The organism is Siccibacter colletis, from assembly GCF_000696575.1.
GTDB classification, from domain to species: domain Bacteria; phylum Pseudomonadota; class Gammaproteobacteria; order Enterobacterales; family Enterobacteriaceae; genus Siccibacter; species Siccibacter colletis.
Map to the genome: position 1 here is coordinate 13,342 of NZ_JMSQ01000001.1, position 15,152 is coordinate 28,493.

At 56.3% G+C, this 15,152-nt stretch carries 11 protein-coding genes; all 11 read right to left on the bottom strand.

From position 1 onward, the window contains the following. Positions 1-77 precede the first annotated feature (77 nt). The 11 genes from ET34_RS0100085 to rseP all read right to left on the bottom strand — a co-directional run bounded on the left by ET34_RS0100085 (position 78) and on the right by rseP (position 15,148). Positions 78-1,838: a chitinase gene (locus tag ET34_RS0100085; protein WP_031518423.1), complete on the bottom strand. Its 1,761-nt coding sequence runs from the start codon at positions 1,836-1,838 to the stop codon at positions 78-80. Positions 1,839-2,008: 170 nt separating this feature from the next. Next, positions 2,009-2,968 carry an acetyl-CoA carboxylase carboxyl transferase subunit alpha gene (gene accA / locus ET34_RS0100090; RefSeq protein ID WP_031518425.1) on the bottom strand — a complete coding sequence of 320 codons (960 nt, stop codon included), beginning with the start codon at positions 2,966-2,968 and terminating at the stop codon, positions 2,009-2,011. A gap of 105 nt (positions 2,969-3,073) precedes the next feature. Then, the gene (gene dnaE / locus ET34_RS0100095; RefSeq protein WP_031518427.1) at positions 3,074-6,556 is read right to left on the bottom strand and encodes a DNA polymerase III subunit alpha; all 3,483 of its coding nucleotides are present in this window, start codon (positions 6,554-6,556) and stop codon (positions 3,074-3,076) included. 35 nt (positions 6,557-6,591) lie between these two features. Next, positions 6,592-7,188, bottom strand: coding sequence for a ribonuclease HII (gene rnhB, locus ET34_RS0100100; protein WP_031518428.1), 597 nt, complete (start codon positions 7,186-7,188; stop codon positions 6,592-6,594). After that, positions 7,188-8,336, bottom strand: a complete 1,149-nt coding sequence (gene lpxB, locus ET34_RS0100105; protein WP_031518430.1) for a lipid-A-disaccharide synthase — start codon at positions 8,334-8,336, stop codon at positions 7,188-7,190. The genes rnhB and lpxB overlap by 1 nt, the downstream gene beginning before the upstream one ends. Beyond that, positions 8,337-9,125, bottom strand: a complete 789-nt coding sequence (lpxA, locus tag ET34_RS0100110; RefSeq protein ID WP_031518432.1) for an acyl-ACP--UDP-N-acetylglucosamine O-acyltransferase — start codon at positions 9,123-9,125, stop codon at positions 8,337-8,339. It lies immediately after the preceding gene. 3 nt (positions 9,126-9,128) lie between these two features. Next, positions 9,129-9,584: a 3-hydroxyacyl-ACP dehydratase FabZ gene (gene fabZ / locus ET34_RS0100115; RefSeq protein WP_017458006.1), complete on the bottom strand. Its 456-nt coding sequence runs from the start codon at positions 9,582-9,584 to the stop codon at positions 9,129-9,131. A gap of 127 nt (positions 9,585-9,711) precedes the next feature. Further along, positions 9,712-10,737, bottom strand: coding sequence for a UDP-3-O-(3-hydroxymyristoyl)glucosamine N-acyltransferase (gene lpxD, locus ET34_RS0100120; protein ID WP_031518435.1), 1,026 nt, complete (start codon positions 10,735-10,737; stop codon positions 9,712-9,714). 3 nt (positions 10,738-10,740) lie between these two features. Next, on the bottom strand, positions 10,741-11,235 hold the full coding sequence (gene skp / locus ET34_RS0100125; RefSeq protein WP_031518437.1) for a molecular chaperone Skp: 495 nt from the start codon (positions 11,233-11,235) through the stop codon (positions 10,741-10,743). A gap of 121 nt (positions 11,236-11,356) precedes the next feature. Next, a complete protein-coding gene (bamA, locus tag ET34_RS0100130; RefSeq protein ID WP_031518439.1) occupies positions 11,357-13,762 on the bottom strand; it encodes an outer membrane protein assembly factor BamA in 2,406 nt (801 codons plus the stop codon). A 30-nt stretch (positions 13,763-13,792) separates the two neighbouring features. After that, complete coding sequence (rseP, locus tag ET34_RS0100135; protein WP_031518441.1) at positions 13,793-15,148, bottom strand: sigma E protease regulator RseP; 1,356 nt, start codon at positions 15,146-15,148, stop codon at positions 13,793-13,795. Between the last annotated feature and the right edge of the window lie 4 nt (positions 15,149-15,152).

Genomic DNA, 15,152 nt, shown 5'->3' on the forward strand with positions numbered 1-15,152 from the left:
CAGCCGATAAGGGAAAAAACCACCTCGCGGGAGGGGGTTGAGCAGGGAAAGTGCCAGCCCGCAGGCTGGCAACAGGGTTACAGCGCGGTCCAGGCATCGGACCAGGCGATACCGGCGCCCGGCTCGTAGTAGGCTGGAGCCACGCTGCACCAGCTTCCTTCCGGGAAGGGTTTGCACTGGTAGAGCGCACCGTTGTTCAGCACGATGTCCCCGGGTTTCCAGGCATGGCTACCTGACCAGGCCGGATACGCGGTCGGCTTGTCATCCGGCGTTTTCGCCTTCGCTTTCACGTTAAGGGTGTAGGTCGTCGTGTCGCTCAGCTTCCCGTCGTCCACCTTCAGGCTGATGATGTACTGCGCATCGGCGGCGGTGTCAGGCACGTTAAAGGTCACCACGCTCTTATCCTTGCCGCTCACGGTCTGCCCGGTCTGCGCCATCCAGTTGTAGGTCAGCGCATCACCATTTTCATCGCTGGAGCCAGCACCGTTGAGCGATACCTTGCTACCGGCCTCGACCGCGCCGACCGGCCCGCTGATACGTGCAATCGGCGCGACGTTGGTCTGACCCGGTGAAGGCTGCGGCGTTGGGGTTGGCGTCGGGGTTGGCGCTGGCGTGGCCGATCCATCCTCAACCACCTTAACGTTGAAGTGTTTTTTCACGCACTGGGTATAGTCGCCGTCTTTAAAGGCGCTGAACGGCGTCTGATAACCCACCAGCTGGCAGGCATAGGTCAGCCCGTCCGGGGTGGTGGTGCTCCAGCCCCAGTCCATCTCCCAGTAGATCGGCAATGCGCCCGCACCACCGGCATCAAACTGCTTCATTTTCTTACAGCCCAGCACTTCATCCGCCGGCACGTTTACCTTGAGGTATTTCGCGAACTCCTTGTAATAGGCGATGCGGTTCAGCGACTGGGCGTTCTCCGCTTCGCCGCCGCACTCCACGCCACCGTTGATAATCTGGATGGTGACGCCGAAGCCCGGCACCAGCCCGCTCTCTTTGTCATGCTGATTCGGCTGCCAGGTCTGGTCGATGACGTGCAGCATGCTGGGTTTTGGCGGCTGCGGATAGACGAAGAAGAAGATGGCGCTCGCCAGGTTCATCCAGGTATCGGCAACCAGATCGGGTTTATCCAGCAGCGGGCGCACATCGCCATACATCGCATCGGAGAACGGACCGTAGTTGTAGTTATACGAGAGCTGCTTGGCACCGCGACCAAAGTAGCTCAGGAAGTCGCCGTCTTTGTCCTTACCGCAGGGCCAGGTCTGCCCCTGCCAGGTATCAGGGTTGCACTCGCCGTTATAGCCGCCCTTCTGCCCTTCGGCCCAGCCCATCTCACGCAGGTAGACCAGCGCCTGACGCCACTCCGGCTCCTCGCGCCAGCTCTCGTGCCCGCCCGTCTCCTGAGCAAAGTGGGCAAACATCGTCGCCAGCGACTTACGGCAGATGGCTTCGGCGTCACGCCCGTCGCTGTAGGCGCCGCACACCGCCGGGAATTTACCCACCGCTTTCAGGAAGTTCACGTAGGTGTACTCTCTGGCGCGCAGCGGAAAGAGAAAATCCCAGTCCTTCGCGCTAATGATGCTTTCTACCCGCCGCACGTTTTCCGGATTGCCACTGTTACCCGGCTCGATTTTTTCAACCTGGGCATTATCCAGCGTGCGGATAGACGCTTTTACCGACTGCATCAGCGGAAATCCACTCAGCTCCTGCTCTTTCTTCTGCAGATCCGCCGCGTTAACGCTGTAAGGTTCGCTGGCAGTGAGTAACGGCGCTGCCCCCGCCTGTGCGCCAAACAGTAAGCCTGCCGCACCCAGCGCGGCGATGTGTGGTGATGTCATACCCTTCCCCTTTTCGCATTGAACATACCGATGTGGTGAAGGGAGTGTATGGAAAGCGCGGGCGTTGCATTCTCACAACGTCTCACGCGACAACTCACATAATCTCAGTGCTGCAGGCATAAAAAAAGGGCCGCATCATGCGGCCCTTGATGGCAGATAACAAACCCTAATCAGGCGTAGCCGTAGCTCATCAGACGCTGATAGCGACGGTTGAGCAGATCGTCTTTGCTCAGCACGTCCAGATCTTCAAGATCGGCCAGCAGCTGCGCTTTCAGGGATGCAGCCATCGCTTCCGGGTTGCGGTGCGCGCCACCCAGCGGCTCCGGGATCACGGAGTCGATAAGCTTCAGCTCTTTCAGACGCGGTGCGATGATGCCCATCGCTTCAGCCGCCAGCGGGGCTTTATCTGCGCTTTTCCACAGAATGGAGGCGCAACCTTCCGGGGAGATAACTGAGTAGGTGCTGTACTGCAGCATGTTGACTTTATCGCCCACGCCGATCGCCAGCGCGCCGCCGGAACCGCCTTCGCCGATAACGGTGCAGATCACCGGTACGGTCAGACGTGACATTTCGCGCAGGTTGCGGGCAATGGCTTCGGACTGACCGCGCTCTTCCGCACCCACGCCCGGATAGGCACCAGGGGTGTCGATGAAGGTCACGATCGGCATATTGAAGCGTTCAGCCATTTCCATCAGGCGCAGCGCTTTGCGGTAGCCTTCCGGGGCCGGCATACCGAAGTTGCGGCGGATCTTCTCTTTGGTTTCGCGGCCTTTCTGATGACCAATGATCATCACCGGGCGACCATCCAGGCGTGCGATACCGCCCACGATGGCTTTATCGTCCGCGTAAGCGCGGTCGCCAGCCAGTTCATCAAACTCGTCAAACGCCAGACGAACGTAATCCAGGGTATACGGACGCAGCGGATGACGCGCCAGTTGCGCAATCTGCCATGCACCCAGATCGGCGAAGATTTTACGCGTCAGCTCTACGCTTTTTTCGCGCAGACGAAGCACCTCTTCATCGATGTTAATATCCAGTTTTTCATCCTGACGGCTTACCGACGTCAGGGAATCGATTTTCGCTTCCAGCTCAGCAATCGGCTGTTCGAAATCAAGGAAATTCAGACTCATAGTATTCCTGTTTTAGTCAAACTCCAGTTCCACCTGCTCCGGACCTGGCAGGCCACGCGGCTTCCGGTTCGAGTATCAAAACTCGGGAACGCTGATGCTGACGCATCAGTCAAACTCCAGTTCCACCTGCTCCGAACCGATCAAGCCACGCAGATCGTTCAAGAGACGATCGCTCGGGGAAACACGCCAGGTTGCGCCGAAACGCAACCGCGCACGTGCATCCGCCCTCTGATAGTAGAGATGTACTGGAATTGTCCCCGAACGGTGGGGTTCCAGAGACTGACGGAGACGGTTCAAAAGCTGGTCATCAATTTGCCTGTCCGTCAGCGAGATAGCAAGCCCGCGCGCATACTTTTCACGGGCATCAGCAATGTCCATCACTTCGCGGGCGGTCATTTTAAGCCCGCCGCTGAAGTCATCAAAGCTGACCTGTCCGCTGACGATCAGGATTCGGTCTTGTTCCAGCAGATGCTGGTATTTTTCCAGCGCGTCCGTGAATAACATTACTTCCAGACGCCCTGAACGGTCATCAAGGGTGCAGATGCCGATTCGGTTACCGCGCTTGGTGACCATGACCCGCGCGGCAATGACCAGACCGGCGGCGGTAATGACTTTACCGCGCTCGGTCGGGTGCATTTCTTTAAGGCGCATGCCGCCGACATAACGCTCAATTTCTTTCAGGTACTGGTTGATGGGGTGACCCGTCAGATACAGCCCGAGGGTTTCCCGCTCACCATCCAGCACGGTCTGCTCCGGCCAGGGCTGGCAGTTGGCATACGACTGCTCAATCTGTTCCGGCTCTTCTGCCAGCACGCCAAACATATCCGCCTGGCCGATGGCTTCCGCCTTCGCATGTTGATCCGCGGCCTTCAGGGCATCGCCCAGGGAATTCATCAGCGCGGCGCGGTGCGGCCCGAGGCGGTCAAACGCCCCGGACATAATCAGTTTTTCCAGCACCCGACGGTTGAGCTTTTTGGTGTCGGTGCGGGCGCAGAGATCGAACAGCTCGCGGAAATAGCCGCCTTCGTTACGCGCTTCAAGGATCGCTTCGATCGGGCCTTCGCCCACGCCTTTAATCGCGCCGATGCCGTAAACAATCTCGCCATCATCATTGACGTGGAAGTGATACAGCCCGGAGTTGATGTCCGGCGGCAGGATCTTAAGTCCCATACGCCAGCACTCATCCACCAGCCCGACCACTTTGTCGGTGTTGTCCATATCCGCTGTCATTACCGCGGCCATAAACTCGGCAGGATAGTGCGCTTTCAGCCACAGCGTCTGGTACGACACCAAAGCATAAGCCGCAGAGTGCGATTTGTTAAATCCGTAACCGGCAAATTTCTCTACCAGGTCAAAGATTTTCATCGCCAGCTCGCCGTCGACGCCGTTATTTTTCGCACCGTCTTCGAAGATAGAACGCTGCTTGGCCATCTCTTCGGGTTTCTTTTTCCCCATCGCGCGGCGCAGCATATCCGCCCCGCCGAGGGTATAACCCGAGAGCACCTGGGCTATCTGCATCACCTGTTCCTGATACAGGATGATGCCGTAGGTCGGCTCCAGAACCGGCTTCAGGCTTTCATGCTGCCACTGGATGTCCGGGTATGAAATGGCTTCGCGTCCGTGTTTACGGTCGATAAAGTTATCTACCATTCCGGACTGCAACGGGCCCGGGCGGAACAGCGCTACCAGCGCGATCATATCTTCGAAGCAGTCAGGCTGCAGACGCTTGATCAGATCCTTCATGCCGCGCGATTCAAGCTGGAACACCGCAGTGGTTTCCGAGCGCTGCAGCATGTCGAAGCTTTTCTTGTCGTCAAGCGGGATTGCGGCGATATCGATCGGCTCCAGCCCCTGCTTTTCGCGGCGCGGGTTAATCATCTTCAGCGCCCAGTCGATAATGGTGAGCGTGCGCAGACCGAGGAAGTCAAACTTCACCAGGCCTGCATACTCCACGTCGTTCTTATCAAACTGGGTGACCGGATGATTACCTGATTCATCGCAGTAAAGCGGCGCGAAATCGGTAATTTTAGTCGGGGCGATAACTACCCCACCGGCGTGCTTACCGGCGTTACGCGTCACCCCTTCGAGTTTACGCGCCATGTCGATGAGGGCTTTCACTTCCTCATCGGCTTCATAAATTTCCGGCAGCTGCGGTTCAGCTTCGAACGCTTTGGCAAGCGTCATGCCCGGATCGGGCGGCACCAGCTTAGAGATACGATCGACGAAGCCGTAAGGGTGGCCGAGCACGCGTCCTACGTCGCGGATCACCGCTTTCGCCGCCATGGTACCAAAGGTGATGATCTGCGATACCGCGTCGCGCCCATACATATCGGCGACGTGGTCGATCACCTGGTCGCGTTTCTCCATGCAGAAGTCGACGTCGAAGTCAGGCATCGAGACGCGTTCCGGGTTCAGGAAGCGTTCAAACAGCAGGTCAAATTCCAGCGGATCGAGATCGGTGATTTTCAGGGCATACGCCACCAGCGAACCGGCACCGGAACCACGACCCGGCCCGACCGGAATGCCGTTATCCTTCGACCACTGGATAAACTCCATAACGATCAGGAAGTAACCCGGGAAGCCCATCTGGTTGATAACCTGCAGCTCGATATCCAGACGCTCGTCGTACTCGGGGCGCTTCTGCACGCGCTCGTCCGGGTCCGGGAACAGGAATTCCAGGCGCTCTTCCAGCCCCTCTTTCGATTTCATGACGAGGAAATCTTCGGTCGACATATCCCCGGTCGGGAACTGCGGCAGGAAGTATTCGCCGAGGCGCACCGTAACGTTACAGCGCCGGGCGATCTCCACGCTGTTTTCCAGCGCTTCGGGGAGATCGGCAAACAGCTCGCACATCTCATCTTCGGTGCGCATGTACTGCTGGGTTGAGTAGTTACGCGGACGCTTCGGATCGTCGAGGGTAAAGCCGTCGTGAATGGCGACGCGGATCTCATGCGCATCAAAGTCGCCGGCGTCAATGAAGCGCACGTCATTGGTGGCGACCACCGGCAAACCGGTCTCTTCAGCCAGCGCGACCGCGGCGTGCAGATAATTTTCCTCATCCGGACGACCGGTGCGGATCAGCTCCAGGTAGAAACGATCGGCAAACCAGCGCTGATAGAACGCCACGCAGCTGTCAACCATAGCGCGGTTACCGCGCAGCAGCGATTTGCCGACGTCGCCCATGCGCCCGCCGGAGAGCAGGATCAGGCCTTCATTCAGCTCCGCCAGCCAGGCGCTGTCGATCCACGGACCGTTTACGCCGTAGCCACGCTGATAGGCCCGGGAGATGAGCAGCGTCAGGTTCTGATATCCGGTGTTATTGGCCGCCAGCACGGTGATCTGGCTGAGCTCATCGCCCAGCGCATCGCTCTGCATCACAAAATCAGCACCGATGATCGGTTTTATGCCGAGGCCGTGCGATCCACCGTAGAACTTCACCAGACCGCACAGGTTAGTAAAGTCGGTGATCGCCAGCGCGGGCATGCCAAGCGCGGCCGCCTTTTTTACCAGCGGTCCCGTCTTTGCCAGCCCATCAATCATGGAGTAGTCGCTGTGCACCCTCAGGTGTACAAAACGTGGTTCAGCCATCTCAGTTTCCGATTAACGATGTACAAGCCAGTGTCTTAGCAGACAAGGCCCAGCGCGCGTTTAACCGGCGCGAAGCTGCGTCGGTGATGAATGGTGGCGCCATGTTCTGCCAGGCGTTCAAGATGAAAAGCGGTCGGATAGCCTTTGTGCTGGGCAAATCCATATTGCGGGAAGCTGAGATCCAGCTCGGCCATTTCCTGGTCGCGCGTCACTTTGGCAAGTATTGACGCCGCGCTGATTTCCGCCACCCGGCTGTCGCCTTTAACGACCGCCAGAGAAGGCATCGGCAGCGCCGGGCAGCGATTGCCGTCGATCAGCACATACTCCGGCACCACGTTCAGCCCGGCGACGGCGCGCTGCATCGCCAGCATAGTGGCGTGCAAAATATTCAGCTCGTCAATTTCATGCGGTTCAGCACGGCCAATGCTCCAGGCCAGCGCTTTTTCACGGATTTCGAGGTACAGCGCCAGGCGGCGCTTTTCCGACAGCTTTTTCGAATCGGCAAGCCCAACGATGGGGCGCTGCGGATCGAGGATAACCGCAGCGGTCACTACCGCGCCGACCAGCGGGCCGCGGCCCACTTCGTCAACGCCGGCAACCAGATGCGTATGGGGATAGATAAATTCCATCATTATTGCGCTAACTCCAGCACCGCGTCGGCTGCCTGCTCGTCGGCATTGCAGCGAATTTGTTCATGCAGGTGACGGAAGATGTCGTGCATTTCATGACTTTTTGCCCCGCCGTCCAGCAGCGGCGTCAGCGCTGCGGCCAGACGGGCCGGCTCGCACTCCTCCTGCAGCAGCTCTTTTACCAGTTCGCGACCGGCGAGCAGGTTAGGCAGCGAGACGTACTCGGTTTTCACCAGCCGTTTTGCCAGCCAGAAGGTAAAGGGCTTCATGCGATAGCCAACCACCATCGGGCATTTCGCCAGCATACACTCCAGCGCGGCGGTGCCGGAGGCCAGCAGCGCTGCATCACTGGCGATCATCGCTTCACGCGCCTGACCATCCAGCAGATGAATATGTAAATCCGGCGCCACTTCGGCTTTGATGCGTTCGAACTGTTCGCGACGCTTTGCGTTAACCAGCGGCACCACGACTTCAAGATCGGGCCAGCGCTCGCGCAGCAGCATCGCGGTTTTTAAGAAATCGCCGCTAAGCATCTCCACTTCCGCACCGCGGCTACCCGGCAGCAGCGCCAGGCAGTGGGCTTCATGAGGAATGCCAAGCACATCGCGCGCCGCGTTTTTATCCGGGTCCAGCGGCATGGCATCCGCCATGGTGTGACCGATAAAGCGGCACGGAACGTTATATTTATCGTAAAACGCTTTTTCGAAAGGCAGAAATGCCAGCACCAGGTCGGTGGCTCTGCCGATTTTGAAAACGCGTTTCTGGCGCCAGGCCCAGACCGACGGGCTGACGTAGTGAATGGTGCGAATGCCCTGCTGCTTCAGCTTGCCTTCAAGCGTGATGTTGAAGTCAGGTGCGTCGATGCCCACGAAGACATCCGGTTGCAGCTCGGTGAAGCGACGGGTGAGGTCGGCGCGGATATGCAGCAGACGGCGCAAACGGCCCAGCACCTCCACGATGCCCATCACCGCCAGCTCTTCCATTTCATACCAGGCTTCACAGCCTTCAGCCTGCATGCGCGGACCGGCGACGCCAACAAAACGGGCGTCGGGATGACGCGCTTTCAGCGCGCGGATGAGACCTGCACCAAGAATATCGCCGGAGGTTTCTCCGGCGACCAGGGCAATCGTAAGGGGACGCTTCGCCTGCATTTAACGAATCAGACCGCGTGTTGAGCGCTCGAAGAAGTCGCTAAACGCCTTCACTTCCGGATGACGTTCGGCAAGTTCAGCGATTTCCGGCTTCGCCTCTTCAAACGTCTTACCGCTGCGGTAGAGCAGCTTGTAAGCGTTACGAATAGCATGCAGCGCTTCTTTGCTGAAGCCGCGACGCTTGAGGCCTTCAATGTTCACGCCGTAAGGCGTGGCATGGTTGCCCTGAGCAATCACATAAGGCGGCACGTCCTGCGCCACACCGGAGCAGCCGCCAACCATCACGTGTGCGCCGATGATGCAGAACTGATGTACGGCGGTCATACCGCCGATGATAGCGTGATCGTCCACCGATACGTGGCCGGCAAGCGTGGCGTTGTTCGCGAGAATAACGCGGCTGCCGACGGTGCAGTCGTGTGCGACATGCGCGTTAACCATCATCAGGTTATCGCTACCCACCTTCGTCAATCCACCGCCCTGTACTGTGCCGCGGTGGATAGTTACGCTTTCGCGAATGCGGTTGCGATCGCCAATTTCCACGCAGGTCGGTTCCCCGGCGTACTTAAGATCCTGGTTCACTTCACCGATAGAGGCGAACTGATAAATCTCATTGTCGCGACCAATGGTCGTATGACCATTCACCACTACATGAGACTTCAGTACCGTACCTTCGCCGATAGTGACGTTCGGACCAACAATACAGAACGGGCCAATGTGGGCGTTGGCACCAATAACGGCACCCTCTTCCACAATAGCAGTCGGATGAATAAAGGCAGTTTTATCAATCACGTATCAGGCCTCCCGGCTACGCGCGCACATCATGGTAGCTTCGCATACGATTTTGCCGTCAACCAGCGCAACACCTTTGAAGCGCGTCAGGCCACGGCGCGTTTTTTCAAATGTGACTTCCATGATCATCTGGTCTCCTGGCACGACCGGGCGCTTAAAGCGCGCTTCGTCGATACCGGCGAAGTAATACAGTTCGCCCGGTTCAAGCTTACCAACGCTTTTGAATGCCAGAATGCCGGTCGCCTGCGCCATCGCTTCGAGGATCAGAACGCCGGGGAAAATCGGTTTGCCAGGGAAATGGCCCTGGAAAAACGGCTCGTTTACTGAGACATTTTTAACTGCGCGTAGAAAACGACCTTCTTCAAAATCCAGCACGCGATCTACCAGCAAAAACGGGTAGCGGTGCGGCAGAAGCTCTAAAATCTCTTCAATGTGCAGAGTATGAGTGTCAGTAGTCAAAATACTCTTCCTGTCTAAATGTACTGAATGTACTTATTGGCAATAATAGTAACACGGCCCGCGGCAATCCTTAGAAAGCCAGCAGGCCGCGAATCTGGTAAGCGCGAAGGCGTCAAGCCGAAGTGATTCAGTCCTGTGAATTGACTTTACGTTCGATGGCCTTGAGGCGTTTGCTCATGTCATCGATATTCATCACTAACGCTGCGGTTTTTCGCCATGCTTTATTTGGTTGCAGCGGAATTCCTGAAGAGTATACCCCAGGTTCAGTGATGGGGCGCATTACCATGCCCATCCCTGTTACCGTCACTTTATCACAGATTTCCATGTGACCATTAATCACGCTGGCACCGCCGATCATGCAGTAGCGGCCGATTTTCAGGCTGCCTGCCATGATGACCCCGCCAGCAACGGCGGTATTGTCACCAATCACGACGTTGTGCGCAATCTGGCACTGGTTGTCTATGATAACACCGTTACCGATAACAGTGTCATCCAGCGCACCGCGATCGATCGTGGTACAGGCACCAATTTCAACATTGTTACCGATAATTACACGTCCAATCTGCGGTATTTTAACCCAGTTTCCACGATCGTTGGCATAGCCAAATCCGTCGGAACCAATAACGGTACCAGACTGGATCAGGCAGTTTTCACCAATGTCGATCTCATGATAAACCGAGACGTTGGCCCACAAGCGGGTGTTTGCACCCAGCTTCGTGTTTTTACCAACGAAGCAGCCGGCGCCGATAATAACGTTATCACCCAGCTCAACGCCAGATTCAATAACGGCATTCGCGCCGACAGCCACATTTTTACCCAGCCGCGCGGACGGGTCGATAACAGCGCTCGGGGCGATGTCAGCGGCAGGCTGCGGCGTGGTATCAAGAATTTGCGCCATGCGGGCATAGGTCAGGTACGGATTCTTAACGACCAGTGCAGCACTCTTAGCAAAAGGAAGATCGTCCGACGTCATCACAACGGCGGATGCCTGGCATAATGCCAGTTGCTCACGGTAACGCGGGTTTACCATGAACGTAATGTGTCCCTCGGAAGCAGATTGCATAGACGCGACGCCGGAGATGACGATATCGCCATCTCCGTGCAAGTCTGCATCCAACTGCCGGGCTAAATCAGCCAGTCGAATTGAAGGCATTACTTATTTAACCTGTTTCAGCACGTCTGCGGTGATGTCTTTAACATCGCTGCTGGTGTAAGCAACGGTGTTTGCGTCCAGAACCAGATCGATATCCTGATCGGCTGCAACTTTCTTCACAGCGGTCTGAATACGGGTAACCAGTTTGCCGCGCTCTTCGTTGGAACGACGAGAACGATCCTGTTCAAAGGACTGCGCTTTGCCGGAGAAGTCCTGGCGCTGAGCCATAACATCTTTTTCCAGCTTGCTGCGTTCGCTCGCTTTCATGGTCGAGCCATCGCGCTGCAGGCGCTGCATTTTGGATTGCAGGTCGGATTCCATGCGTTGCAGTTCACCGGCACGGCCTTTGAACTCATTCTCCAGAGTTTTGGAAACACCTGTGCCCTGAGCAACCTGCTGGAACAGGTTACCCATGTTCACAACGGCAATTTTATCAGCAGCTTGTGCAGACGCCGCCATTGCTAAACTGAGACCTGCAGCAAATAACCACTTTTTCACAATCAACTCCTTACCATCCCATGAGTACCCGAGGGTACCGATTTTTCGCGGGCTACAGGCGGTGCGTAATGCAACCGCCTGACGCCGCTACACTGCATCAGCATTCCTTTGCGACGCGCAATTACCAGGTTTTACCAATGTTAAACTGGAACTGCTCCGCCTTGTCTCCATCGTATTTCTTGAACGGCTGAGAATACGAGAACACCAGTGGTCCTAATGGAGACATCCATTGTAATGCCAGACCGGCCGACATACGGATATTGCTTGGGTCGCTGTAGTCAGGCACGCCTGCTGCCTGCATCGCTGCCGTATTGTCCCAGTTTGTATCCCAGACGCTACCCGCGTCGACAAACAGCGAAGTACGTACGGAATTCGCATATTTTTCGCTCAGGAACGGCGTCGGGGTGATGAACTCAAGGCTGGCAACGCCCATGGCATTACCGCCGACCGCATCATCAGAACTACAGTAAGTCCCCGCTTCGCAGTTTTCGTTATTCGGGCCGAAGTAAACTGCTTTCGGACCGATGTTGTTCGACTGGAAGCCACGCACGGTGCTGGAGCCACCGGCATAGAAGTTCTCATAGAACGGCAGCTCTTTACTGCCAAGACCGTCACCATAGCCCCAACGGGTACGCCCCAGAATCACCCACTTATGATCGTCATCGATCGGGAAGTAAGAGGCGGTATCCAGCGTTACCTTGTAGAACTCGTTATCGGAACCTGGCATGGTAACTTTACCATTCAGGTTGACGCGAGAACCTTCGGTCGGGAAGTAACCACGGTCAAGCTTGTTGTACGTCCAGCCATAGTTCAGCGTGAAGTCATCTGCTGAGAAGCCGTTCTCATCGGTCGTGGTCGGGCTGCTCTGACCAACGGAGTCGAGATAGCGCCACATCGCCACCTGCGGTTGCATGTTGGACAGGTCGTTGTGGACATAGCCCAGACCCACGCGCAGCGTGTTGTATTCGTTCACCGGGAAGCCGAGGGTTCCGTCTACACCATAGCTCTTGTTGGTATAGGAGGAGAGATCCGCATCGTCCGCTTTAAAGTCGTTATAGAAGACACGACCACCGAGGCTCACACCGTCTACGGTGAAGTACGGGTTGGTGACAGAGAATTCAGAGTAGGTCTGGTAATCGTTTTTGGTTCCGTTGATGCCAACGGAATAACCGGTACCTAACCAGTTATCCTGCTGAACGCCGACCTGGAAGCTGACGCCACTCTCGGTACCGTAGCCGACACCGAAGTTAAAGCTACCGGTGTTGCGCTCTTTAACTTTGTAGACCACGTCAACCTGGTCCGGGCTACCCGCGACGCGTTGGGTATCAACGTCAACGGTTTCGAAATAGCCGAGACGGTTCAGACGCTCTTTACCCTGATCGACGAGGTCGCTCCCCAGCCATGCCCCTTCCATCTGACGCATTTCGCGGCGCAGGACGGCATCTTTGGAGGTGCTGTTACCCTCAAAGCGAATGTTACGCACGTAGAAGCGGTTACCGGAGTCAACGTTGACGCGCAGCTTAACGGTCTTATCCGCGTCGTTGATTTCCGGCTGGCTCTGAACGCGCGGATAGGCGTAACCATAACGACCAAGCAATTTCTTGATGTCGTCTTCCATTTTGGTCACTTTGGTGCCGTTATACAGCTCACCTGGCTCCATTTTGGTCAGGCTTTCGATTTCGGCTGAGTGGCCAGCGAGGTTGCCGCTGACTTCAACACCAGAAATCTTATACTGCTCGCCTTCCGTCACGTTAACGGTGATGTAGATGCCCTTTTTATCCGGCGTCAGGCTGACCTGAGTAGAGTCAATGTTGAAACGTGCGTAGCCGCGATCCAGATAGTAGCTGCGCAGGGTTTCAAGGTCGCCCGCCAGTTTTTGCTTCTGGTATTTACGATCGCCCACTACGTTCCACCACGGCACTTCGTCACGCAGCTGGAACTGAGAAATCAGCTCTTCAGTGCTGAAGGCATGGTTACCGACAATGTTGATCTGCTGAATGGTGGCCGACACGCCTTCCTGGAACACCAGCTTCAGGTCTACGCGGTTACGCGGCAGCGGAGTAACAACCGCTTTCACGCTGGCGCTGTATTTACCCACGCTGTAATAGAAGTCTTCCAGACCCTTTTCGATATCTGAAAGGGTGGTTCGGTCGAGGGATTCACCCACGCGCACGCTGGAGGCTTCGAGGTTCTGCTTCAGCATGTCATCCTTTACCGACTTGTTGCCGGAGAAAGTAATGCTGGCGATAGTCGGGCGTTCTTTAACCTGAACCAACAGGTTTTCGCCGTCGCGCAGTACCCGCACATCCTCGAAGTTGCCGGTAGCAAACAGGGCGCGAATGGTATTTCCGATATCCTCATCAGTCACCGTGTCGCCTGGGCGCACTGGCATGCTGAGGAGGGCCGCACCAACGGCGACACGCTGAAGGCCTTCGAAATGAATGTCCTTCACTACGAAACCGTCAGCACCGTATACGGTGGCGCTGCTAAACAGCAGCGACGCTATGAGCAACTTTTTCATCGCCATCGTTGTTATGCGTTCTTCCTAACCAAACTCTCATAACCGAGAGAAATCATTGAAAAGTGCAAGCCCCATTAACATCACCAGCAGAATTGAGCCAATGCGATAACTAAAGTCTTGAACTCGCTCGGAAACCGGCCCGCCTTTCAGCTTCTCAACCGCTAAGAATAGCAAGTGCCCACCATCAAGGACCGGCAGAGGAAACAGATTGATTATCCCGAGATTCACGCTAATCAGCGCCAGAAACATCAGGAAGTAGATCAACCCATACTCTGCGGACACTCCTGCTCCCTGAGCAATGGAGATGGGGCCACTAAGGTTGTTAAGCTTAACGTCACCGGTTATCAATTTCCCCAGCATGTTAACCGTCAGCTTCATCAGCTGCCACGTCTTTGCCGTGGCTTCGATAATCGCGTTGAACGGCCCATACTGGCGCAACACTTTGTATTCATCAGACAGAGGAATAATTTTCGGAACCACGCCCGCAAAACCCTCTGCCTGACCACTGCTACCGGGCTTTGTATCCGGTATCAGCGATAAAGACAAGGAACTCCCTTGCCTCTCGACTTCTAACGCCAGTGCTTTCCCCGGATTATCGCGTACCAGGGTGACAAATGACATCCACGACGTCAATAACTGACCATCGACTTTAACGATCCTGTCGCCCGCTTGCAAACCTGCTTTGCTTGCGGCGGAATTCTGCTGCACCTCATCAAGCACCGGTTCAATCTGCGGTCCCTTCGGGCGTAAACCCAGCGACGCAACCGGATCCTCACGGTCAGGCTCGAAGTGCCAGTCGCGTAAATCAAGGGTTTTGTCGCTGCGCGCGCTATTGCCAGGCGATGTGACCGAAAGCGTTGTGCTTTCTTCGCCAATTTTTGCGACCAGCGCTAAGCGCACAGCATCCCAGTCAGGCGTTTCGATACCGTCGATAGCTTTTAGTTCCGCGCCCGGCTGAATTTGTGCCTGGGCAGCAATGGAATTGGGCGCAATTTCACCAATCACGGGCTTCACACTGGGTACGCCGATAATAAATACCAGCCAGTATGCGAAAACGGCGAAGATGAAATTTGCCACCGGGCCGGCAGCGATGATCGCCGCACGCTGTGCGACGGTTTTGTTATTGAAGGCGCGGTGACGTAATTCAGGAATAACCGGCTCGACGCGTTCGTCGAGCATTTTCACGTAGCCACCTAGCGGGATCAGGGCAATGACAAACTCGGTGCCGTGGCGGTCGGTACGCTGCCACAGCGCTTTGCCAAAGCCGATAGAGAAGCGCTCAACGCGGACACCGCAGCGACGAGCAACCCAAAAATGGCCGAACTCGTGCACGGTAATCAGAATGCCCAGCGCAACGATAAAGGCCATTAAATTCCAGAGGATGCTCAGCATAGTA